Raw genomic sequence first — 19,901 nt, 5'->3', positions numbered from 1 at the left:
ACAGGAGCACTGCGATGGGCTATGAGCGCCAAAGCGATTTCGGCACCCCCGAAGTCCTTGCCGAAACCAGCGTCACGCTGACCATCGACGGGCGCCCAGTTACTGTGCCCAGCGGTACCAGCTTGATGCGTGCAGCGGCTGAATGCGGCGGTGCAATCCCCAAGCTGTGCGCAACGGACAACGTAAAGGCGTTTGGTTCGTGCCGCCTGTGCCTGATCGAAGTCGACGGAATGCGCGGAACACCCGCCAGTTGCACCACTCCGGCCGCTGAAGGGATGGTAGTTCATACCCAAACCCCGCGTCTGCAGAAACTGCGCAAGGGGGTGATGGAGCTCTACATCTCTGACCATCCGCTCGATTGCCTGACCTGCAGCGCGAACAACGATTGCGAGTTGCAAGACCAGGCAGCCGCCGTGGGCCTGCGCGACGTCCGCTATGGCTATGGCGGGGATAATCACCTCGGCCTGGCAACCGATACGTCAAACCCCTATTTCGATTTTGACCCGAGCAAGTGCATCGCCTGTTCGCGCTGCGTGCGAGCCTGCGACGAGGTGCAAGGCACTCTGGCCCTGACCATTGACGGACGCGGCTTTGCCAGCAAGGTCAGCGCCGGACAGGCCGGTGACGATTTCCTTTCGTCCGAATGCGTCAGCTGCGGTGCCTGCGTCCAGGCTTGCCCCACCGCGACGCTGCAGGAAAAGGCGGTCAAGGATATCGGCAAACCCGAACGCGCGGTTATTACCACCTGCGCCTATTGCGGGGTGGGCTGCACCTTTCGCGCCGAAATGCGCGGCGAACAGCTGGTCCGGATGGTGCCGTGGAAGGACGGCAAGGCCAACCACGGCCATTCCTGCGTCAAGGGGCGCTTCGCGTGGGGCTATGCCAACCACCAGGATCGGATCACCAGCCCGATGATCCGCGACACGATCGACCAGCCGTGGCGCAAAGTTTCGTGGGACGATGCGCTGCGCTTTACAGCCGCGCGGCTTGGCACGATCAAGGCGCAATACGGCGCGCGCGCGCTGGGCGGTATCACTTCCAGCCGCTGCACCAATGAAGAGACCTTCCTGGTCCAGAAACTGGTGCGCGCCGGGTTTGGATCGAACAATGTCGATACCTGCGCTCGGGTGTGCCATTCGCCGACCGGGTACGGGCTGAAAACTACCTTCGGGACCAGCGCGGGAACGCAGGACTTCGATTCTGTCGAACAGAGCGATGTTATTCTGGTGATCGGCGCCAATCCGACTGACGCCCATCCGGTCTTCGCCAGCCGGATGAAGCAGCGGCTGAGGCAAGGCGCCAAGCTGATCGTAATCGACCCGCGCCGGATTGATCTGGTTCGGATGCCGCATGTCGAAGCGGCGCATCACCTGCCACTGCAACCGGGCACCAATGTCGCCGTGCTGACCGCGATGGCGCATGTCATCGTAACCGAAGGCCTGGCCGACGAACAATTCATCCGCGAACGCTGCGACTGGGACGAATACCAGGATTGGGCCCGCTTCGTGTCCAATCCGCGGCACAGTCCCGAAACACTCGAAGCAGTTACCCGCGTTCTGGCAGGCGATCTGCGCGCAGCAGCACGGTTGTTCGCCACCGGACCAAACGGCGCGATCTATTACGGGCTAGGCGTAACCGAGCACAGCCAAGGCAGTTCAACCGTGATGGCTATTGCCAACCTGGCAATGGTCACCGGCAACATCGGCCGGCGCGGCGTCGGGGTGAACCCGCTGCGCGGCCAGAACAATGTCCAGGGCGCCTGCGACATGGGGTCTTTCCCGCACGAACTGTCGGGATACCGGCATATCTCTGACGGCGATGCGCGGGCACTGTTCGAAAACGACTGGCAGGTTGCGCTTGATCCCGAACCGGGTCTGCGCATCCCCAACATGCTCGACGCGGCGCTGGATGGCAGCTTTCGCGCTCTTTACGTACAGGGCGAGGATATTCTCCAGTCCGATCCCAACACTCACCATGTTGCGGCCGCCCTGAAGGCGATGGAATGCGTAATCGTCCACGACCTGTTCCTCAATGAAACCGCCGATTACGCGCATGTTTTCCTGCCCGGTTCGACCTTCCTCGAAAAGACCGGGACCTTCACCAACGCCGAACGCCGCATCCAGATGGTGCGCAAGGTGATGGAACCGGCCAATGGCATGGAAGACTGGCAGGTCACCCAGGCTTTGGCCAATGCCATGGGACTTGGCTGGGACTATGCCAATTCGGGCGAAATCATGGACGAGATTTCGCGCCTGACACCCAGCTTCGCCGGGGTCAGCCACGCCCGGCTGGACAGCGAAGGATCGCTGCAGTGGCCGGTCAATGACGCGGCGCCCAATGGCAGCCCGATCATGCATATCGATGGCTTTGTCCGCGGTAAGGGCAAGTTCGTGGTGACCGACTATGTGCCGACCGACGAAAAGACCGGGCCGCGCTTTCCGCTACTGCTGACCACCGGGCGGATTCTCAGCCAATACAACGTCGGCGCACAGACCCGCCGCACGCAGAACACCGTCTGGCACCCCGAGGATCTGCTCGAAATGCATCCGACCGATGCTGAAAATCGCGGACTGAACGATGGAGACTGGGCCCGCCTGGCCAGCCGCACCGGTGAGACTACGCTGCGCGTCATGGTCACCGATCGGGTTGCCCCGGGGGTAGTTTATACGACCTTCCACCACCCCGCGACGCAGGCCAATGTAGTGACCACCGAATATTCCGATTGGGCCACCAATTGTCCCGAATACAAAGTGACCGCGGTTCAGGTCATGCCGTCCAACGGCCCGACCGACTGGCAGGAGGACTATGTCGCCTGGTCGGCACGCAGCCGCAGGATCGTTGCCGCGGTCGAGTCTGCGGAGTAATCCGATGGATTCCAGCCATCTGGTCTACATGGCAAACCAGATTGCGCGCAATCTGGCTGCCGGCGGCGATGCGGCAGCCGTGGCCGCTACAGCGCAGCACATCACCGATTTCTGGGATCCACGGATGAAGGCCGCAATACTGGCCGGCGATCACGAAGCGCTCGACCCGATTGCCCGTGCCGCAGTAGAACGGCTGGCGTCAGTCCAGCGCAAGATTTAAAGACCTGTCTCTTGCACGGCTCAAACGCCATCGCTCCATTGAACCGGCATTGTTCCTTGTTGAACTGAGACGGGGATCAGGCACCGCTTAATTGCCCGCCCGACTGCGTCGTGCCCGGTTGCGACCTTAGCAGCGCCGTTATCTTCAGCCCGCCCGTGGATCGACATGCTGCCCAATTTGGTCGCTGATGCGCTGGTCCTTACGCTCGCCTCGCGCGACCGGAAGATCCCTGGCCGCGTCCATCCGGTGACGCTGTGGCGGATGATAACGGCGCGCAACGGGTGGCATGCGATCGCGCCGCGGCTTTTTGGCTGCGCCTAAAGCCGCCCGCTTTTCCACACCACTCTGCCGATCACCTGGACATCTTCGGGGGCAAGCTCAATCGGGCGGTAAGCTGGATTATCGCTGACCAGGACGATCCTGCCCGGTTGCGCGGTATCGATCCGCTTGACCAGCAGGGCATCACCGGCCCGAACTACGTGGATTCCGTCGCGCAGCCCGCGCGGCGTGCGGTCGACCAGGATCTCGTCCCCGTCGCGCAGGGTTCCCTCCATCGAATCGCCTTCGACACGAATGGCGGACAGCTGCGCCGGGTCGAGACCCTGTTCGCGCAGCCAGCGCCCGGCAAAGCGGAAGGCCCCGATTGCCGCTTCCTCGCCAGCAACCGCGCCCGGCCCGGCAGACGCGCCCAGCGCCAGACGTGGCACGTCGATCCAGTCAGCCCGTCGAGGATTTCCTGCGGATAAGGCGGCTTTTTCCTCTGGCGCGCCCAGTTCCGATTCGGCAACGCCAAAGAACCGGGCCAGCGTGCGGCGATCGGTTTCCTCTAGCTTGCGCGGGCTACCCTTTCGAATAAACTGCTGCAAATACGTGGAATTACGACCAATCAGGTCGGACAGGCTGGATAGGCTGACCCCTCTCTGAGCAGCAAGGCTAAGCAAACGGGCGCGCGGATCTTCGGTAACCATGATTTCGTTCTACATGATGTATTTTTCCTAGACAAGTAGGATTTCACGCAGAACAAAGGACGCAGTCGCCGTTGATTCGCCAATAAAAAGGGGCCGCCAGATGTTGATAACCCGGATCGAGCGCTTCCTGCGTGAAACCGGAATGCCGTGGACGAAGTTCGGCCGACTGGCCGCGCATGATCCGCGCTTTGTCCAAGACTTGCGCAATGGCCGAAGCCCCCGCGCCGCCACTGAAAAACGTGTAGAACATTTCATGAACATTTACCGGAAGGACACCCATGCAGCTTGATCCCCGCGCCGACCAGGCCATGCTGGAACGGGCCAGCCGCCCCGCCAGACCACGCGCCTGGATGCCGCTGCTTTCCGCGCTGCTGCGTCTGGGCGAAGGCGGCGCCGAGCTGGTGAGCCACGCCGAACGCGCCTGGGCCAGCGTAACCTTTTCCGGATCGCGCCACACCGTTCGATTCACCTTCACCGGTTTGGAAGCGATTGAAGCGGGCGAGCGTTTCATCGATGCCCTGCCCGAACACGAGTTTGCGATACCGCGCCAGTTGGTTGCCGATGCAGCGATCGTGTCAGTCATCCACACCGCCCTGCCTCAGCCGATGCTGGAAGTGGAGGTTGAACTGCTGCTGCTTGACGAGAGTTAGTAGCCCCTCGTCAGGTCAAACTGGGGCTCCAGCGGCTCGCCGGTGCGATAGCGCCGCAGGTTCACCAGGAACCGGTCTGCCGCGCGCTGGAACATCTTGTCCTGCGCGCGGCCCGACAGGTGCATGGTTACATGCGCATTGGGCAAGTCCCACAGCGGGTGATCGGCCGGCAGCGGTTCGGGCGTGGTCACATCCAGAAAGGCGGCGTAAATGGCCCCTGCACGCAGTGTGTTTACCAGCGCATCCTGATCGATCACCGTGCCACGCGCGATGTTGATCAGCACCGCATCGGGCTTCATCGCCGCCAGTTCGCCTGCGCCGATCATGCCGTCGGTTTCAGGCGTGGCAGGAACTGCCACGATGATCCAGTCAAACTTACCCAGCTGCGCGCGCCACTGGTCTGGCGCCAGCGCATCGGGCGCCGGACTGCGGCGAACCTTGGTTACTTCGACCCCGAACGGGGCGAGCCGTTCGGCTATCAGCGATCCGATCGCGCCCATGCCCAGCAGAAGTGCTGTGGACCCGAACAGTTCGCGCTTGCCGGGCGAATCCAGCAGCCATTCGTGCCGGTCCTGCGCGCGAATGACCTCGCGGTATCCCTTCGCCACGTTCAGCATGCCCATAACCACATATTCAGCGATGGTAATCGCGTTGATACCGGCCCCGTTGGTCACCACCACGCCGCGCTGCTGCAACACATCCAGCGGCATGTGATCGAGCCCGGCGTATACCGAATTGAACCACTTCATCTTCACCGCGCGGCGTGCAGCTTCGGCCATGTCGTCCTTGCTGTAGAGGTCGAACCAGCCGATCTCGGCCTCGCCCACCATTCCCAGCAGCTCCTCGCTCGTGGCGAACCATCGCGGCTCGATCCAGTCTGGAAGCCGCGGTTCGAGCAAGGGCCGGGCAATAGCGGATAGGACGGCGATGGTCATGGCATACTCCGGAAACGGTCCAGCATCGGCGGGCGGTGCAGGCATTCGGCAAAGTCGAACGGGCGGGTGACGAGTGGCGACGCTTTGGCCGCGTCGGGGTGGCGCGGGTTAAGGTAGATTACGTCCGCTTCGGGCAGCACGCGCGAACGGATGGCAGCAAGAAGCGTGCGGCGGCTGTCCAACCAATCGCCGATCTTGCTGCGAACCACATCTTCATCGGCATGGTCGATCCGCTCGGCTGCCGCATCAACTTCGGTCCAGCCAAACACCAGATCGGCCGGCGCGGCAGCCAGATCGGGCAAGTGGTAACGCAGCGCCACCAGCACGGCGAGGCCCGCCTCGCTGGCCAGACTGACCACCGGAAGCCCCGTCGGCGCATAGCGTGCGCCGTGCAGTTCGGCGCCTTTCCCGTCCAGCGCCACGAAAGGCGCACGGGTCAGGCGCCAGAGCTTCATTCGCCCAGCTTCCAGTCCCAGCCAAGCGGATCGCCGTCCATCACTTCAACCCCCTTGGCCGCGAGTTCGTCGCGATTGCGGTCGAGTGCAGCGTAGTTCTGTTGAGACCTAAGCTCTTTCCGAAGCGCGATCGCAGCGGCAATATGCTCTTCAGTCATTTCAACCGCTTTCGGGCGCACCCGCAGTTCGGCTCGATCAAGATGGAGAAGACCGAGCCCGAGCACTGCATCCATAGTAACAATGGCGGCCAGTTTTTCACCCGCGTCGACTTTCTTCGTTGTGGCAACCTCTTCCAGCACGGTCAGTGCGACTGCGGTGTTGAGATCGTCGGCTACGGCAGCATCGAAGCGCTTCAAGTGATCGGCAAATCGCGGCCCCGGCGTCTTGGCCGGATCGGCTTGGGCCCTCAGGTTTGTCACCGCCATCACCAGCCGCTTCAGCCGGGTCAGAGCCGCGCCCAGTCCTTCCCAGGAAAACTCCAGCTCGCTGCGGTAATGCGCCTGGAGGCACAGCATCCGGTAGGCGAGCGGGTGATAGCCCTTGTCGATCAGCAGCTGCAGCCGCAGGAACTCGCCCGACGACTTCGACATTTTGCCGCTGCGTTCGACCAGGAAGTTGTTGTGCATCCATATGTTGGCGCCGCTGTTGGCTGCCACGTCCAACCCGTTGGTGCAGCAATGCGCCTGGTTCTGCGCGATCTCGTTTGGGTGGTGGATTTCGCGGTGGTCGATCCCGCCGGTGTGGATATCGAAAGGAAAGCCGAGCACTGCGCCGCTCATCACGCTGCATTCCAGGTGCCAGCCAGGGGCGCCCCTGCCCCACGGACTGTCCCATTCCATTTGCCGCGTCTCGCCCGGCGGGGTTTTGCGCCATATTGCAAAGTCGGCCGCGTTGCGCTTGCCCGCAACCTCGTCGATCCGCCCTTCGCCATCGTCCGTAACCGCGCGGGCCAGGCGGCCATAATCGGCTACGGTCGAAACGTCGAAATAGAGACCGCTGGCCAGCTCATAGCAGTGCTTGTCCGCGATATCGCTGGCGAACTGGATCATCTGGTCGATGTAGTCGGTGGCGATGGTCCATTGTGCCGGCTGTCGGATATTCAGCGCCTTGATGTCGGCCCAGTAGGCTTCGGTATAGTGGCGCGCGATGTCCCAGATCGACTGCGCCTTTTCCGCCGCCATCTTTTCCATCTTGTCTTCGCCGGCATCGGCATCGTCGGTCAGGTGCCCGACATCGGTAATGTTGATGACGTGGGTAAGCCTGTAACCCTTGAAGCACAGCGTCCGGCCGAGCACGTCGGCAAACACGTAGGCGCGCATGTTGCCGATGTGCGGATAGTTATAAACCGTTGGCCCGCAGGTGTAGACCCGTGCCTCGCCCGGATGGACGGGCTGGAACGTTTCAAGCTGGCGGGTCAGGCTGTTGAACAGGCGCAGTTCGGTCATGGCCCGGGCCATATGATGCACCGCCGGTCAGGACAAGGTCAGAACCCTTCAAATCGCACATGCTGGTCCAGCGGCACGCGGTCGCGCAAAAAGGTGTTCACCGGGTCGCTGTTGTCACGCCAACCGATCGCCAGACCGCAGAACAGCATGATGTCCTCGCCAAGGCCAAGCTGGTCCTTGATGGTCCGCCCGTACATGCCCATGACCTCCTGCGGGCAGCTGTCCAGCCCTTCTTCGCGCAGCAGCAGCATGATGGTCTGCAGCCACATGCCCACGTCGCTCCACTGTGGTTCTTTCATTAACTTGGGAAAATGGCACAAAAGCAAAACCGGCGCATCAAACGAGATCAGGTTGCGGCGGCTGAAATCGTCGCGGGCGGCCTTGTCTTCGCGCGCAATGCCCTTTGCCGTGTACATTGCCGCGCCGACATCGATCAGCCGCTGGCGGTAATGCGGCAAACTGCCGGGAGCAGAAAAGTCATATTCCTGCGGATTGTCGGGCGGCGTGGCCAGCAAACGCGTCTGCAGCGCCTTGAGCGGTTCGCCGGTCAGCACGGTGGCCTCCCACGGCTGAAAATTGCAGCCCGACGGTGCCATCCGCGCCTTGTCCAGCACACTGCGCAGCGTCTGAAGCGGGACGGCCTGATCCGTGAAAGCGCGGATCGAGCGGCGGGAGGCGACGGCCTCGGAAACGGATAACGTGGTCATGGGCGTTTAATCGTGCGATTAAACGCTGCGGTCAAGTGCGCTCGTCTTCGAACAGGCTGGCCAGCTGTTCAATCATCGTGCCGCCCAGCTGTTCGACATCCATGATCGTCACCGCGCGGCGATAATACCGCGTCACATCATGCCCTATGCCGATCGCTACAAGTTGCACCGGGCTCTGCTTTTCGATCCAGTCAATCACCTTGCGCAAGTGTTGTTCAAGATAGCCTGCGTTGTTGACGCTAAGAGTACTGTCATCGACCGGGGCGCCGTCGCTGATTACCATCAGGATGCGCCGGTCTTCGGGCCGGGCGAGCATCCGGGTATGGGCCCACAGCAGTGCTTCGCCGTCGATGTTTTCCTTCAGCAAGCCTTCGCGCATCATCAGGCCCAGGTTCTTGCGGGCATGGCGATACGGCTCGTCCGCCTTTTTGTAGACGATGTGGCGCAGATCGTTGAGGCGGCCGGGCAAAGCCGGCTTGCCGCCGGCCAGCCAGGCCTCGCGGCTTTGGCCGCCTTTCCAGGCGCGGGTGGTAAAGCCCAGGATCTCGGTCTTGACCCCGCAGCGTTCCAGAGTGCGGGCCATCACATCGGCGCTGATCGCAGCGATGGAAATTGGCCGCCCACGCATCGACCCTGAATTGTCGATCAGCAGAGTGACGATGGTGTCCTTGAACTCGATATCGCGCTCAACCTTGTAGGACAGCGACTGGCCGGGAGAGATTACTACGCGCGCCAGCCGCGCCGCATCGAGCAGCCCTTCGTCCTGATCGAAATCCCAACTGCGGTTCTGCTGGGCCATCAGGCGCCGCTGCAGCCGGTTGGCCAGCTTGGTCACAACGCCCTGGAGGCCTTTCAACTGTGCGTCCAGATAGGCGCGCAAGCGGGTCAGTTCTTCTTCGTCGCACAACTCGGGCGCGGCGATAACCTCGTCAAAGCTTTGGGTGAAAGCCTTGTAGTCAAAGTTGGCGGGAATATCGGTCCACGGACGGTTTGGCCGAACCGGCAACATGCCGTCTTCGCCCTCTTCGCCTTCTTCGGCCTCGGCGCTGTCATCCTCGGTCTGGCGTTCGCTTTCGCTGTCGCCGTCCTCATCGCCTTCACTGGGTTCGGCGGCGGCATCGGCGGGGTTGTCTTCCTGCGATCCTTCGCTGTCGTCTGGCTGGTCCTCGCCATCGTCTTCGGCGTCATCATTATCGCCTTCGTCGGTGTCGGGCTCAAGCTGGTCGGGGCGGGTCAGTTCCAGGTGCTGGAGCATGTCGAGCGACAGCTTCTGGAACGCCTGCTGATCATCGAGATTTTGCGACAAAGCATCGAAATCGGCCTTGGCCTTGCCCTCGATCCACTGGCGCACCAGTGCCACGCCGGGTGCTGCCGCGTCAGGCACGGCCTGACCCGTCAGATGTTCGCGCAGCATCAGGGCAAGCGCGGCGGGTAGCGGCACTTCGTCCGACCGGCTGGCCCGGGCGATCGGATCGCCCTGGGTACGGACAAGCTGCGCGGCGTCCAGGTTGCTGCGCATTCCCGGATAAGCGCGCGCGCCCAGCGCTTCGTACCGCACCAGTTCGACTGCATCGAAGGCGGCACGGGCCATCGGCTCACCCGGCGCATTGCGGCCATGCAGGCTTTCATCGTGATGGCGCAGTTTCAGCGCGAAGCTATCGGCAAAGCCGCGCGCTTCCATGGCCTGTTCGCGCGGCAGATTGCGCCCCGGCATGGGAACACGCAGGTTCTTGCCGTTGGCAACTGGGTTGTCGGCGGTCCACGCAATCTCCACCTCAGGCTCGTGCGCGATTGCCCGCGCGGTGCCGGCCAGCACTGACTTAAAACGGTCAAGTGGGGATTCGTCGGACATTTCGGCAAGCGGCTCTAGATCGTCTGCCCGGTCTTGGCCCAATCAGCCAGGAAACCTTCGATGCCCTTGTCGGTCAATACGTGCTTGACCAGACCCTTGATCACGGCAGGCGGCGCGGTCATCACATCGGCGCCAATCTTGGCCGCTTGCAACACGTGAATGCCGTGACGGACTGAAGCGACCAGGATTTCGGTATCGAAGGCGTAGTTGTCATAGATCAGGCGGATGTCACTGATCAGTTCCATTCCGTCAAAACCGTTATCATCGTGACGGCCGACGAAGGGCGATACAAACGTTGCCCCGGCCTTGGCTGCCAGCAGGGCCTGGTTGGCGGAAAAACACAGCGTGACGTTGACCATGCTGCCATCGCTGGTCAGCGCTTTACACGTTTTGAGTCCGTCCAGCGTCAGTGGCACTTTGATGCAGACGTTGTCGGCGATCTTGCGCAGCTTTTCAGCCTCTTTCATCATGCCTTCGTGATCCAGCGCGACCACTTCCGCGCTGACCGGCCCATCGACGATCCCGCAGATTTCCTTGGTAACTTCGATGAAATCACGTCCCGATTTCATGATCAGGCTGGGGTTGGTGGTGACGCCGTCAAGCAGGCCGGTAGCGGCCAGTTCCTTGATGTCGGCAATTTCGGCGGTGTCGGCAAAGAATTTCACGGCGGTGCGCTCCTGAAGGCGAGTCACTGGCCGCTATAGACAGCAAACGAGCGCGGGACAAAGCCCCGTGCCCGCCGATTTACCGCAGTCCTGGAACTACAGGATCTTGAGCGCGCCAATCAGCAGCGGATCGTTGGTGCTGGCCGGGTTGGCGCGGATGGCGCTTTCTTCTGCCCCGATCTGGTACCAGATCGAATTGTCCGCGCGGGTCGCCACCGACTGTGCGACCGATCCGATATCAACGCCCGACAACGCCGAAATGGCCTTGCCCAGGATCGGATCGCCGCTGACCCGGATCGCATCGGACAGGCCAGGTACCATCGCATTGATCAAAGCGGATCCCATCTGCCCGCGCAGCCATGACGAAGCCGCCGTGGGCCCGCCGCGGATCACGCCCAGCGCATCGGGAATCGAAATGTTGCGCACGGCGCTGAGCACGACCGGCGCAGCCTTTTCCGCGCCCTTTTCAGCAACAATGTTGAGCTGACGCTGCAACTGGTTGCGGAACAGGCCAGAGGTCAGGAGTGAGCCAAGCAGTCCGCCCGCGCCGCTGAACAGGTCCGGTGTGGCAAAGCGCGCCACTTCGCTGTCCCAGAACCCGCCGGGGGCCGTCAGCTTGGCAAAGGCGTTCTGCGACGACAGGGTAAGGAGCCGCTTCAGCGCCTCGGTCATCGAAAATCCGCCAAGACTGGCGCACCCGCTTACGGCTAACGCCCCGGTTGCGCCGATACCCAGGATAAAGCCGCGACGGGCAACGGCCGCATTTGATGGTGTTTCCATTTTCCCCTGATCCTTTTCTTCCGAAAGTTTCTCTGTCCGGGGGTGACGATGGAGCCTGCAACGCTGCATAGAGGCTTGACCCATGACCCGCGTCCGACTCCTTATCTTCAATCCCGTACTCAATGTGCTTGACTATCGCCTTCCGGATGGAATGGCGACGGATATCGGTTCGGTCGTCTTGGCGCCGCTGGGACCGCGCCAGGTTCTTGGAATCGTCTGGGAAACAGAACGGTTGCCGGGGGCGGATGTTCCCGATGCCAGGCTGCGGCCGATCCTGGAAGTACTGCCGGTTCCGCCCTTTCCTGCCCCCTTGCGGAGGCTGATCGAATGGACCGCGGATTATTACTGCGCGCCCATGAACGCGGTGGCCCGGATGGCACTGGGGTCCATGGCGGCGCTGCGCGGCGGCGGGACCACGACCGAATACCGCCTGTCGGGGCTGGAGCCCAAGCGTCTGACTCCGCAGCGCGCCGCCGCCATGGATGCGCTGCACGGCGAACAGGCCAGTATCCGCGAACTGGCGGAACTGGCCAGCGTATCCGAAGGCGTGCTGCGCGGGATGGTCGGGGCCGGGCTGCTGGACCCTGTGACAGTCGATTTGGACCGCCCCTACCCCCGCGCCAACCCGCTTCACGCCGCGCCCGATCTGTCGGCTGATCAACAGGCTGTTGCCGACCGGTTTGTCAGCGCGATTACGGCCGAGGGGTTCACGCCGTTCCTGCTCGATGGGGTAACCGGATCGGGCAAGACCGAATGCTATTTCGAAGCGGTCGCCGAAGCGATCCGGTTGGGGCGACAGGTGCTGGTGCTGCTGCCCGAAATCGCGCTGACCGAAAACTTTTTGCGCCGCTTTGAAGCGCGCTTCGGGGTGCCGCCTGTTCTGTGGCATTCCAGCCTCAAGCAAAGCGAACGGCGGCGCGCCTGGCGGGCAATCGTTTCGGGCCATGCTCAGGTCGTGGTCGGCGCGCGTTCGGCCCTGTTCATGCCCTTTGCCTGGCTGGGTCTGATCGTGGTGGATGAAGCGCACGAGGTATCGTTCAAGCAGGACGACGGGGTGCGCTATAACGCCCGCGACGTCGCTGTGATCCGCGCCAGGTTTGAACGCATCCCGGTAATTCTGGCCAGCGCGACGCCGGCGCTGGAATCGCTCCAGCTCGCCGAGGCCGGGGTCTATGAGAAAATTGACTTACCCGCCCGTTTCGGCGGGGCAGAACTGCCCGCGATTGAGATACTCGACCTTCGCGAACAGCCACCGCAACGCGGCCAATGGCTCGCGCCCAGGCTAATTGACGAAATGCAGGACAGGCTGGCGCGCGGCGAACAGTCGCTGTTGTTTCTCAACCGCCGCGGTTATGCCCCGCTGACGCTTTGCCGTCACTGCGGCTACCGTTTCCAGTGCCCCAATTGCAGCGCCTGGCTGGTCGAGCACCGTCTGTCGCGGCGGCTGGCCTGTCACCACTGCGGGCACGAAACCCCGGTTCCGGGCGAATGCCCTGAATGCCACACCCCCGAATGCCTGGTCGCCTGCGGTCCCGGGGTTGAGCGGATCGCTGACGAGGTGGCACAGGTGCTGCCTGATGCTCGGATCGCACTGGTCACTTCCGATACGCTGAACAGTCCGGAAAAGATCGGCACCTTCGTCGCAGCGGCTGAAGGCAAAGCGATCGACGTGATCATTGGCACCCAGCTGGTGACCAAAGGCTATCACTTTCCCGAACTGACGCTGGTCGGCGTGGTCGATGCCGACATGGGGTTGGAAGGCGGCGACCTGCGCGCGGGCGAGCGGACCTATCAACAGATTGCCCAGGTTGCCGGTCGCGCCGGGCGCGGGGAAAAGCCCGGCACCGTCCTTATCCAGACCCGCCATCCCGAAGCAGCCGTGATCGCCGCGCTGGCTGCTGGTGACCGCGATGCCTTTTATGCCGCCGAAGCAGAGGCGCGCCGCGATGCCGGCGCACCGCCGTTCGGGCGCTGGGCCGCGATCATCGTATCGAGCGAGGACGAGGCCGAAGCGCGCGAAGCGGCCCGCGCGATCGGCGGCGCGCGGCCCAACCTGCCCGACGTCATGGTGCTTGGCCCGGCCCCAGCCCCCATGGCACAACTGCGGGGGCGCTACCGCTACCGCCTGCTCATCAACGCGCGGCGCAGTGCCCAGGTCCAGTATGTGATCCGGGACTGGCTGGGCGGGCTGAACTTCCCGCCCGGCGTGCGCGTCGCAGTCGACATCGACCCTTACAGTTTCGTCTGATAGGGCTGACCATTCGATCAAGGAGACACTCCGATGCTGACCGTCCACCACCTGCGCATTTCCCAATCCGAACGGATCGTCTGGCTGTGCGAGGAGCTTGGGCTGACTTACGCACTGACGCTCTATAACCGCCGCGAGGATAATCGGATGGCGCCCGATGAATACAAGGCCCTCCACCCAATGGGGATCGCTCCGGTGATCGAGGATGACGGCATGGTACTGGGCGAGAGCGGGGCGATTTGCGAGTATATTGACCGCAAATACGGCGGCTCGCGCCTGTCACCCGGGCCGGACGATGCGGACTTTGCCGGGCATTTGTTCTGGTTCCACTTCTCCAACGCAACGTTCATGACCAACGGCATGATGGCATTGGCCGCGCAGGCCGCAGGGGCTGCGGAAATGCCGCCGTTCGTCGCCGATCGCGGCGCCAAGGGCTGGCAGCTGGCCGAGGCGCGGCTGGGTGAGGCGCACTATTTCGGCGGGCGCAACCTGACACTTGCTGACATAATGATGGGCTTTAGCCTGACCACATCGCGCGCGTTCAACGGGATGAGCCTGGAACCCTTCCCCAACATTGCAGCCTACTTGCAACGGATCGGTCAGCGTCCGGCCTACCAGGCCGCCATGGCCAAGGCTGAACCCGGCATGGCTCCGATGCTAAGCTAGGCGGACCGGCGTTTCTGTCGGCGGCACAACGCGCTTAATCCACATCGGCGGGCGCGTGCCGCCGCGCTTGACCACCCGGACCAGCATGACGACGCCGGCCAGCGTCGCGACAACCATTGCCACCGCGCTGGCTTCCAGCCCGAAATCGCCGCCGGTAAGCCAGTCCGGCCCGATCCGGCGGGTTATCAGCAGGCCCAGCGGTGCGTCCCCGCCGGACACGGGCACGGAAAAGACCCAACCTTGCGTGAAGTTCCAGGCGGCGTGGATGCCGATCGCCAGCCACAGCCGCCGGGTCAGCATATAGGCCGCACCCAGCAGGATGCCTGCTTCGACCGCAATGGCAAAGGCGGCGAACCACGTTGCATCAGGGTTAAAAATGTGCCCGGCTCCGAACAAGGCAGAAGTCAGCGCCAGCGCCGACCACGAACCCAGCATGGTTTCCAGGTGGCGGAACAGGATCCCGCGAAATAGCGTCTCCTCGATTGTGCCGCTGATTACCGCGAGCGCCAGCATTGACCAGATTTGTCCTGCGCCCCGCAAACCCAGCACTTCGAACCCACCTAATAGTGCGACTACCCCCGTCATGAACGAAAACAATAGCGCGCCGATGGCCAGCCCGGCACCCAGTTCCGGAAGAAGTCCCTTTAGCGGCAATTCGGTATCCGGACCCCGTTCAACCCAGCGCTTGAACGCCTTGTACCCTATTACCACGCAAACGGCGACGAACACCGCCCCCAGCGCTTTCAGGGGGGTGTTGGTACCCGGCAGGATACGCTGGATAATCAGGCTGGTTCCGCTGGCGATCAGCACAATCCACGCGAAAGACAGCATCATCAGTGTCAGCGGAAAGGCAATGATTTGCCGCAACCCCGTTTGGATTGAACGCGCGGGAACCGTGGTGTCTGGCTCTTGCTGTATTACTTCATTCATACACCGCTTATTCCCGAAACACGTCTTGCTGGCAAGCGCAAAACTCAAGCACTGTCATAGGGCGGCTTTCCGCCGTTCAGCACGCCTCTTGCCGCATCACCCAGCCAAGCCATTGCCGCAGCCCACGGGCGGTGGCCGTGGCTGATCCGTGCCGCGCCCAATCCGGCCAGCTGCGTACGGTCGCGAAACGCGGGATTCCAGATGATGTTGACCGGCAACGATGACTTTTCGCAAATGGTGCTCAGAGCCGCGAGATCGGTGGTGAAAGGCACGAACAGTCCGTTCGCGCCGGCATCGGCATAGGCCCGTGCCCGGTCCAGCACCTGCGGGATCAGCGAGAAGTGGTTTTCCGGTGGCTGACCCCGGAACAGGTCGCAGCGCGCGTTGACGAAGATGCCCGATTCCGCTGCAGCGGACAGCCGTTCGGCCTGTTCGGCAATGGCGAGCAAGTCTGTCATGCCTGGCAGGCGGTCCTCCATGTTGATGCCAGCCACGCCTGCATCAAATGCCTTTGCGACCGAGCGCCCGACTTCTTCCGGAGTATCACCATAGCCAGATTCCATGTCGAAAGTGACCGGGAGGTCAGTCGCCCGCAATACCCCAGCCACCACTTCCAGCGCGCGATCTAGCGGGAACTCTTCCCCGTCCTTGAAGCCTTGCGCTTCGGCGACCGCATAGCTGCCAGTGGCGATCGCTTTGGCTCCGGCTTCGGCAACCACCGTGGCACTTCCAGCATCCCAGATGTTGAACAGCACCAGCGGATCGCCTGGAACATGAAGTGCGCGGAAAGCGGCTACCATGTCGTTCATTTCATTTCCTTTTTCAGCAACTTGCGCTTAATTTCAAGACCATAGGCATACCCTCCCAATCCGCCGCCAGTGTTGATCACCCGGTGGCAGGGGATCAGCACGGCCACGTTGTTGGCGCCGTTGGCGGTACCCGCTGCGCGCACGGCCTTGGGGCGCCCCACGGCGGCAGCAAGCTGCGCATAGGTGCGCGTCTCACCTGCAGGGATGCGCTGCAATTCGCGCCACACCGCTTCCTGAAAGGCAGTACCTTTAACGTCGAGCGGGATGTGCGCGAAATCTCCGGGCGCCTCCACCGCCGTCAAAACATCGGCTAGCAGGGCTGCGAAGGACGCATCGCCTTCCGCCAGGGCAGCGTTGGGGAAGCGCTTTTCCAAGGCTTCGACGCCTTCGTTGAAAGACAGGCGGCACACGCCTTTATCCGTCGCAGCGACCAGCATCGCGCCCAGCGAAGTGCCCACTACCGCCCAGCGAATCGTCACCCCCTTGCCGCCCGCGGCCCATGCCGATGGTGTCATGCCCAGCCTTCCCTGATTGGCTTCATAGAACCGCGAAGGCCCCGAATAGCCTGCTGCGTAGATCGCATTGGTGACAGTGCCCCCGCCACTCAGCGCCGCGGCCGCGCGCTCAGCCATCAAGGCGCGGCCATAGGCCGAAGGCGACAGGCCGGTAGCGCGGGCGAATACCCGCTGAAAATGCGCGGGCGAATAGCCGGTTTCGGCCGCCAACGCCGCCAGGGCAAGCGGCTGTTCCGCTGCCTTGATCGCGGCAATAGCACTCAGCACCGCACGTTCATCACGCGACACATCGTCAGGAGAACAGCGCAGGCAGGGCCGCAGGCCTTCTGCACGAGCCGCCGCGCCGTCGACAAAAAAGCGGACGTTCTCGCGTTTGGGATGCCGCGCAGGACATGACGGGCGGCAATAGATGCCGGTCGACAGCACCCCCGATACGAAGCGGCCGTCAAAGCGCCGATCTCGGGCAATTGCGGCATTCCAGCATTCGTCGGCGTCGAGAGTCACGCGGTCTCTCCATGGCGGTCGATCCGCGCGGCAAAGCAGCCATGCGCGGCATTATGGGCATGGATATAGGCAATGACGGGGTTGTCCAGCATGTCACGAATCTTCGCGTCAGCATCACCCGGCAAAGCAAGCCGCGCATCGTGCAGCATCCCATCGGCGGCGAAGCCGCGCAGACCCAGCGGCCGACCTTCGAAAACTGGCGGCGTTACATCCGCGAACGCCGCCACTTCAACATCCCGCCGGACATATATGGCATAGGTGCTGCGATATGGCGTGGCGACATCGTGGCTGGTGTGGTTGAGCAGGATCAGCTCTTCGCCCTGTGCCGCATCTTGCAGCGAAACCCGGCACGGATAACCGCGCGAAGATGCCGCGCTGACCCGGCAGCTATTGCGCGCGGCCAGTTCAGCGTCAGAGAGGGAAAACAACGGTGCAAAATGTTCGGGCTGCAAACCGGCGATGCGATAAGTCATGACTGGTCCTTTCAAGTGGAAATCAGCCATTAGCGCCCCGCATCCCGCTCAGCGTCCCGCACATTGCGTTCAAAGCAGGTCGAGCATCCTTTCGGCCAGAGTCCAGGCATCGCCCGGCCAGCGCCCCGATAAATAGCGCAGGTCCTGCACAACAAATCCGGCGTGAGGTGCCGCCGCATTTGCAAAGCTGGGAATTAAAGGGCCCCGCTCAAACGTGCCCTTGGCACCGAGGTGGCGGGTCACCTCGGCCTCAACGGTTTCAGGATAGGTCCGGTAGTGGCCCGGCAGCGCCCGGCGGGTTAGCGCGACGGCAATATTTTCCTGCATGGCAGTCAGCGCAGTTGTCCGCCGCCCGGCCAACAATCCGGCGCGGGCCAGCGGCAGCACGCCGTGGCACACCGCGCTGACAGGCTGGTGCGCACCGAAAGCTTCACGCGCCAGCCGCATTACTTCGGCGCTTTCGCAATAGGCCCTCATTCCGGGGGCATGACCGCCGGGAAAGTGCAGCGCTGCAAAATCTGCCGCCCGCGCCGCCGCCCAGGTCAGCGGCTGGAGGTAAGTTGCATCGCCAATCATCGCCGCATAGGCCTCGCGCGCTTTGCCGCGGGCGCGCAGTGATCGGGCCAGCGCGGGCAGACCGGCCCCGCTCAGCGTCACAGGATCGCAGGCCGCCGGCTGGCCGGTTTCGGTTGCAAAGGCAACGGCGTGGCCCGCCCGGGTCCAGACCTGCCAGGGAAAGGCAACTTCGGTGGGATCGAAATCGGTTTGCGGCAGAATGATCAGCACGCGGGACATTTCAGCCGCCCAATGCGCGAAACAGCATCAGAGTGCGTTCCTTTGCCAGATCCGCGCTTTCGGGATGCCAGTCCTTGCGCCGATCGGAGTTAAACCCGTGCCCGGCCTCATAGACAAATATCTGTGCCGTCGCGTGCTCTTTAGCGATCAGCGTTTCGACCGGCGCAAACTCCACCAGATTGTCATAGCGGCCAAAGTGGCAAATCGTTGCGCACTTCGGAGCATCGTCAGCAAAGCGGGTGGCGATGTAACCGCCGTAATAGCAGCTTGCCGCGTCCAAATCGTCCGATAGCTGTGCCATGCGCCAGGCAACGGATCCGCCAAAGCAATAGCCGGTGATGAATGCCGGACCGCCCCGTTCCGTCATCCACGCGATGCAGCGGGCGGTGTCGTCGATGCCCTGATCCCAGTCATGCTCTGTTCGGGCAATCTGCACCGCACGCTCCCAGTCAGCGCCGCTATAGCCAAGCGCGCAGCCCGGCTCCTGACGGTCGAACAAGCCGGGGCTCAGCACTTCATAGCCATCGCTGGCATATTCATCACACAGCTCGCGGATGTGATCGGTCACGCCAAATATTTCCTGGACCAGGATCAGCCCGCCCCGCCGCTCACCCTCAGGCAGCGCATGATAGCACGGCATGGCGTGACCATCGCCCATTGTCAGCTGGATAGTTTCGCCCATCGCCTTCGCCTTATCGCTGTTCCTATATGGACACCTGCGGCAAGGAATGTCCCCAGCCCACCTTGCATCGCAGCAAAATCGCCGCTATGCGCGCCCCCGTCCAAGGGGCAAATGGCATCTCTGGTGCCGGTTCTGCCCTGCCAACGCACCCGATGCAAGGAACCTGAGCGCGTGGAGAATTCCGGCGGCATTACGGCCAGTCTGCAAGGGCGATACGCCTCTGCTCTATATGATCTGGCAAGTGAACAGGCGGCCGTGACCGTGGTCGAAGCCGATCTTGAAAAGCTCAACCAGGCGATTCTGGGTTCGGATGATCTTTCCGCGTTGATTCGCAACCCCCAGATCGGGCGGGATGCTGCCGCCCGGGCGATCGATGGGGTAGCGGGCGTGCTGGGCCTGTCGCCGCTGACGAAGAACTTTCTCGGCGTGCTCTCAGCCAACCGCCGGTTGGGCAAGCTGCCTGAGGTGGTTCGCGCTTTCTCTGCAATTGCCGCTGCCGCGCGCGGTGAAGCCACCGCTGAAGTGACGAGCGCCCATCCGCTGTCGGCTGCGCAGATCGCGCAACTCGCGGACAAGCTCAAGGCTCGCCAGGGTAAGGACGTCAAAATTTCCGCAAAGGTCGATCCCGAACTGCTCGGCGGCCTGGTGGTGCGTATTGGCTCGACCCAGATCGACAGCTCGATCCGCACCCGTTTGAACACACTCGCTTCGGCGATGAAGGGCTGAAAGCCCTTATGC

Annotated in this window: 22 protein-coding genes; 8 read left to right on the top strand and 14 right to left on the bottom strand. The window is 62.7% G+C overall.

Annotation, left to right across the window (positions count from 1 at the left end; all coding sequences use genetic code 11):
- Positions 1-14 precede the first annotated feature (14 nt).
- The 3 genes from fdhF to Q0L62_RS05865 all read left to right on the top strand — a co-directional run bounded on the left by fdhF (position 15) and on the right by Q0L62_RS05865 (position 3,405).
- A complete protein-coding gene (fdhF, locus tag Q0L62_RS05875) occupies positions 15-2,864 on the top strand; it encodes a formate dehydrogenase subunit alpha (protein ID WP_296677757.1) in 2,850 nt (949 codons plus the stop codon).
- Between the two features lie 4 nt (positions 2,865-2,868).
- The gene (locus tag Q0L62_RS05870; protein WP_296677754.1) at positions 2,869-3,084 is read left to right on the top strand and encodes a formate dehydrogenase subunit delta; all 216 of its coding nucleotides are present in this window, start codon (positions 2,869-2,871) and stop codon (positions 3,082-3,084) included.
- A gap of 165 nt (positions 3,085-3,249) precedes the next feature.
- The gene (locus tag Q0L62_RS05865; RefSeq protein WP_296677752.1) at positions 3,250-3,405 is read left to right on the top strand and encodes a hypothetical protein; all 156 of its coding nucleotides are present in this window, start codon (positions 3,250-3,252) and stop codon (positions 3,403-3,405) included.
- On the opposite strand, the gene Q0L62_RS05860 is transcribed toward Q0L62_RS05865, so the two are convergent.
- A complete protein-coding gene (locus Q0L62_RS05860) occupies positions 3,402-4,052 on the bottom strand; it encodes a S24 family peptidase (RefSeq protein WP_296677749.1) in 651 nt (216 codons plus the stop codon). The two genes, Q0L62_RS05865 and Q0L62_RS05860, sit on opposite strands and share 4 nt — an antisense overlap.
- 100 nt (positions 4,053-4,152) lie before the next feature.
- Here Q0L62_RS05860 and Q0L62_RS05855 point away from each other — a divergent pair, with 100 nt between their 5' ends.
- Both Q0L62_RS05855 and Q0L62_RS05850 read left to right on the top strand, forming a co-directional pair.
- The gene (locus Q0L62_RS05855) at positions 4,153-4,341 is read left to right on the top strand and encodes a hypothetical protein (protein WP_296677746.1); all 189 of its coding nucleotides are present in this window, start codon (positions 4,153-4,155) and stop codon (positions 4,339-4,341) included.
- Positions 4,331-4,702, top strand: coding sequence for a hypothetical protein (locus Q0L62_RS05850; protein ID WP_296677744.1), 372 nt, complete (start codon positions 4,331-4,333; stop codon positions 4,700-4,702). Before Q0L62_RS05855 ends, Q0L62_RS05850 begins: the two co-directional genes overlap by 11 nt.
- On the opposite strand, the gene Q0L62_RS05845 is transcribed toward Q0L62_RS05850, so the two are convergent.
- The 7 genes from Q0L62_RS05845 to Q0L62_RS05815 all read right to left on the bottom strand — a co-directional run bounded on the left by Q0L62_RS05845 (position 4,699) and on the right by Q0L62_RS05815 (position 11,541).
- Positions 4,699-5,637: a D-2-hydroxyacid dehydrogenase gene (locus tag Q0L62_RS05845; RefSeq protein WP_296677741.1), complete on the bottom strand. Its 939-nt coding sequence runs from the start codon at positions 5,635-5,637 to the stop codon at positions 4,699-4,701. The two genes, Q0L62_RS05850 and Q0L62_RS05845, sit on opposite strands and share 4 nt — an antisense overlap.
- Entirely contained in the window at positions 5,634-6,092 is a 459-nt protein-coding gene (locus Q0L62_RS05840) for an RES family NAD+ phosphorylase (RefSeq protein ID WP_296677736.1), read from the bottom strand. Before Q0L62_RS05840 ends, Q0L62_RS05845 begins: the two co-directional genes overlap by 4 nt.
- On the bottom strand, positions 6,089-7,537 hold the full coding sequence (cysS, locus tag Q0L62_RS05835; RefSeq protein ID WP_296677733.1) for a cysteine--tRNA ligase: 1,449 nt from the start codon (positions 7,535-7,537) through the stop codon (positions 6,089-6,091). Before cysS ends, Q0L62_RS05840 begins: the two co-directional genes overlap by 4 nt.
- 38 nt (positions 7,538-7,575) lie before the next feature.
- Positions 7,576-8,244: a nitroreductase gene (locus tag Q0L62_RS05830; RefSeq protein WP_296677730.1), complete on the bottom strand. Its 669-nt coding sequence runs from the start codon at positions 8,242-8,244 to the stop codon at positions 7,576-7,578.
- A gap of 31 nt (positions 8,245-8,275) precedes the next feature.
- Positions 8,276-10,096, bottom strand: a complete 1,821-nt coding sequence (gene cobT / locus Q0L62_RS05825) for a cobaltochelatase subunit CobT (protein WP_296677727.1) — start codon at positions 10,094-10,096, stop codon at positions 8,276-8,278.
- Between the two features lie 14 nt (positions 10,097-10,110).
- Positions 10,111-10,761, bottom strand: coding sequence for a fructose-6-phosphate aldolase (gene fsa, locus Q0L62_RS05820; RefSeq protein ID WP_296677724.1), 651 nt, complete (start codon positions 10,759-10,761; stop codon positions 10,111-10,113).
- Between the two features lie 96 nt (positions 10,762-10,857).
- The gene (locus Q0L62_RS05815) at positions 10,858-11,541 is read right to left on the bottom strand and encodes a DUF4197 domain-containing protein (RefSeq protein ID WP_296677721.1); all 684 of its coding nucleotides are present in this window, start codon (positions 11,539-11,541) and stop codon (positions 10,858-10,860) included.
- 82 nt (positions 11,542-11,623) lie between these two features.
- On the opposite strand from Q0L62_RS05815, the gene Q0L62_RS05810 reads away from it, so the two are divergent.
- Both Q0L62_RS05810 and Q0L62_RS05805 read left to right on the top strand, forming a co-directional pair.
- Positions 11,624-13,789 carry a primosomal protein N' gene (locus tag Q0L62_RS05810; protein ID WP_296677719.1) on the top strand — a complete coding sequence of 722 codons (2,166 nt, stop codon included), beginning with the start codon at positions 11,624-11,626 and terminating at the stop codon, positions 13,787-13,789.
- Positions 13,790-13,822: 33 nt separating this feature from the next.
- On the top strand, positions 13,823-14,455 hold the full coding sequence (locus Q0L62_RS05805; protein ID WP_296677716.1) for a glutathione S-transferase family protein: 633 nt from the start codon (positions 13,823-13,825) through the stop codon (positions 14,453-14,455).
- On the opposite strand, the gene Q0L62_RS05800 is transcribed toward Q0L62_RS05805, so the two are convergent.
- The 6 genes from Q0L62_RS05800 to Q0L62_RS05775 form a co-directional block, all read right to left on the bottom strand.
- Entirely contained in the window at positions 14,447-15,289 is an 843-nt protein-coding gene (locus Q0L62_RS05800) for a type II CAAX endopeptidase family protein (RefSeq protein ID WP_296677713.1), read from the bottom strand. The two genes, Q0L62_RS05805 and Q0L62_RS05800, sit on opposite strands and share 9 nt — an antisense overlap.
- Before the next feature lie 140 nt (positions 15,290-15,429).
- On the bottom strand, positions 15,430-16,194 hold the full coding sequence (locus Q0L62_RS05795) for an isocitrate lyase/phosphoenolpyruvate mutase family protein (RefSeq protein WP_296677711.1): 765 nt from the start codon (positions 16,192-16,194) through the stop codon (positions 15,430-15,432).
- Positions 16,191-17,213: a bifunctional transcriptional activator/DNA repair enzyme AdaA gene (locus tag Q0L62_RS05790; RefSeq protein ID WP_296677707.1), complete on the bottom strand. Its 1,023-nt coding sequence runs from the start codon at positions 17,211-17,213 to the stop codon at positions 16,191-16,193. Before Q0L62_RS05790 ends, Q0L62_RS05795 begins: the two co-directional genes overlap by 4 nt.
- Complete coding sequence (locus tag Q0L62_RS05785; RefSeq protein WP_296677704.1) at positions 17,210-17,686, bottom strand: DUF1203 domain-containing protein; 477 nt, start codon at positions 17,684-17,686, stop codon at positions 17,210-17,212. Before Q0L62_RS05785 ends, Q0L62_RS05790 begins: the two co-directional genes overlap by 4 nt.
- A gap of 69 nt (positions 17,687-17,755) precedes the next feature.
- Entirely contained in the window at positions 17,756-18,481 is a 726-nt protein-coding gene (locus tag Q0L62_RS05780) for a type 1 glutamine amidotransferase domain-containing protein (protein WP_296677701.1), read from the bottom strand.
- 1 nt (position 18,482) lies between these two features.
- Positions 18,483-19,163, bottom strand: coding sequence for a dienelactone hydrolase family protein (locus tag Q0L62_RS05775; RefSeq protein WP_296677696.1), 681 nt, complete (start codon positions 19,161-19,163; stop codon positions 18,483-18,485).
- 171 nt (positions 19,164-19,334) lie between these two features.
- On the opposite strand from Q0L62_RS05775, the gene Q0L62_RS05770 reads away from it, so the two are divergent.
- Entirely contained in the window at positions 19,335-19,889 is a 555-nt protein-coding gene (locus Q0L62_RS05770; RefSeq protein WP_296677693.1) for a F0F1 ATP synthase subunit delta, read from the top strand.
- Positions 19,890-19,901 lie beyond the last annotated feature (12 nt).

The organism is Novosphingobium sp., from assembly GCF_024642085.1.
GTDB lineage: Bacteria > Pseudomonadota > Alphaproteobacteria > Sphingomonadales > Sphingomonadaceae > Novosphingobium.
This window is presented reverse-complemented; position numbering and strand designations above follow the sequence as displayed.

Coding starts and splice junctions, on each gene's coding strand:
- Q0L62_RS05785 (WP_296677704.1), bottom strand. CDS start 17,686: ATGACTTATCGCATCGCCGGTTTGCAGCCCGAACATTTTGCACCGTTG.
- Q0L62_RS05845 (WP_296677741.1), bottom strand. CDS start 5,637: ATGACCATCGCCGTCCTATCCGCTATTGCCCGGCCCTTGCTCGAACCG.
- cobT (WP_296677727.1), bottom strand. CDS start 10,096: ATGTCCGACGAATCCCCACTTGACCGTTTTAAGTCAGTGCTGGCCGGC.
- Q0L62_RS05805 (WP_296677716.1), top strand. CDS start 13,823: ATGCTGACCGTCCACCACCTGCGCATTTCCCAATCCGAACGGATCGTC.
- Q0L62_RS05860 (WP_296677749.1), bottom strand. CDS start 4,052: ATGGTTACCGAAGATCCGCGCGCCCGTTTGCTTAGCCTTGCTGCTCAG.
- fdhF (WP_296677757.1), top strand. CDS start 15: ATGGGCTATGAGCGCCAAAGCGATTTCGGCACCCCCGAAGTCCTTGCC.
- Q0L62_RS05870 (WP_296677754.1), top strand. CDS start 2,869: ATGGATTCCAGCCATCTGGTCTACATGGCAAACCAGATTGCGCGCAAT.
- Q0L62_RS05780 (WP_296677701.1), bottom strand. CDS start 18,481: ATGTCCCGCGTGCTGATCATTCTGCCGCAAACCGATTTCGATCCCACC.
- Q0L62_RS05865 (WP_296677752.1), top strand. CDS start 3,250: ATGCTGCCCAATTTGGTCGCTGATGCGCTGGTCCTTACGCTCGCCTCG.
- Q0L62_RS05810 (WP_296677719.1), top strand. CDS start 11,624: ATGACCCGCGTCCGACTCCTTATCTTCAATCCCGTACTCAATGTGCTT.
- Q0L62_RS05840 (WP_296677736.1), bottom strand. CDS start 6,092: ATGAAGCTCTGGCGCCTGACCCGTGCGCCTTTCGTGGCGCTGGACGGG.
- Q0L62_RS05850 (WP_296677744.1), top strand. CDS start 4,331: ATGCAGCTTGATCCCCGCGCCGACCAGGCCATGCTGGAACGGGCCAGC.
- Q0L62_RS05830 (WP_296677730.1), bottom strand. CDS start 8,244: ATGACCACGTTATCCGTTTCCGAGGCCGTCGCCTCCCGCCGCTCGATC.
- Q0L62_RS05815 (WP_296677721.1), bottom strand. CDS start 11,541: ATGGAAACACCATCAAATGCGGCCGTTGCCCGTCGCGGCTTTATCCTG.
- Q0L62_RS05855 (WP_296677746.1), top strand. CDS start 4,153: ATGTTGATAACCCGGATCGAGCGCTTCCTGCGTGAAACCGGAATGCCG.
- Q0L62_RS05795 (WP_296677711.1), bottom strand. CDS start 16,194: ATGAACGACATGGTAGCCGCTTTCCGCGCACTTCATGTTCCAGGCGAT.
- Q0L62_RS05775 (WP_296677696.1), bottom strand. CDS start 19,163: ATGGGCGAAACTATCCAGCTGACAATGGGCGATGGTCACGCCATGCCG.
- Q0L62_RS05800 (WP_296677713.1), bottom strand. CDS start 15,289: ATGATGCTGTCTTTCGCGTGGATTGTGCTGATCGCCAGCGGAACCAGC.
- cysS (WP_296677733.1), bottom strand. CDS start 7,537: ATGACCGAACTGCGCCTGTTCAACAGCCTGACCCGCCAGCTTGAAACG.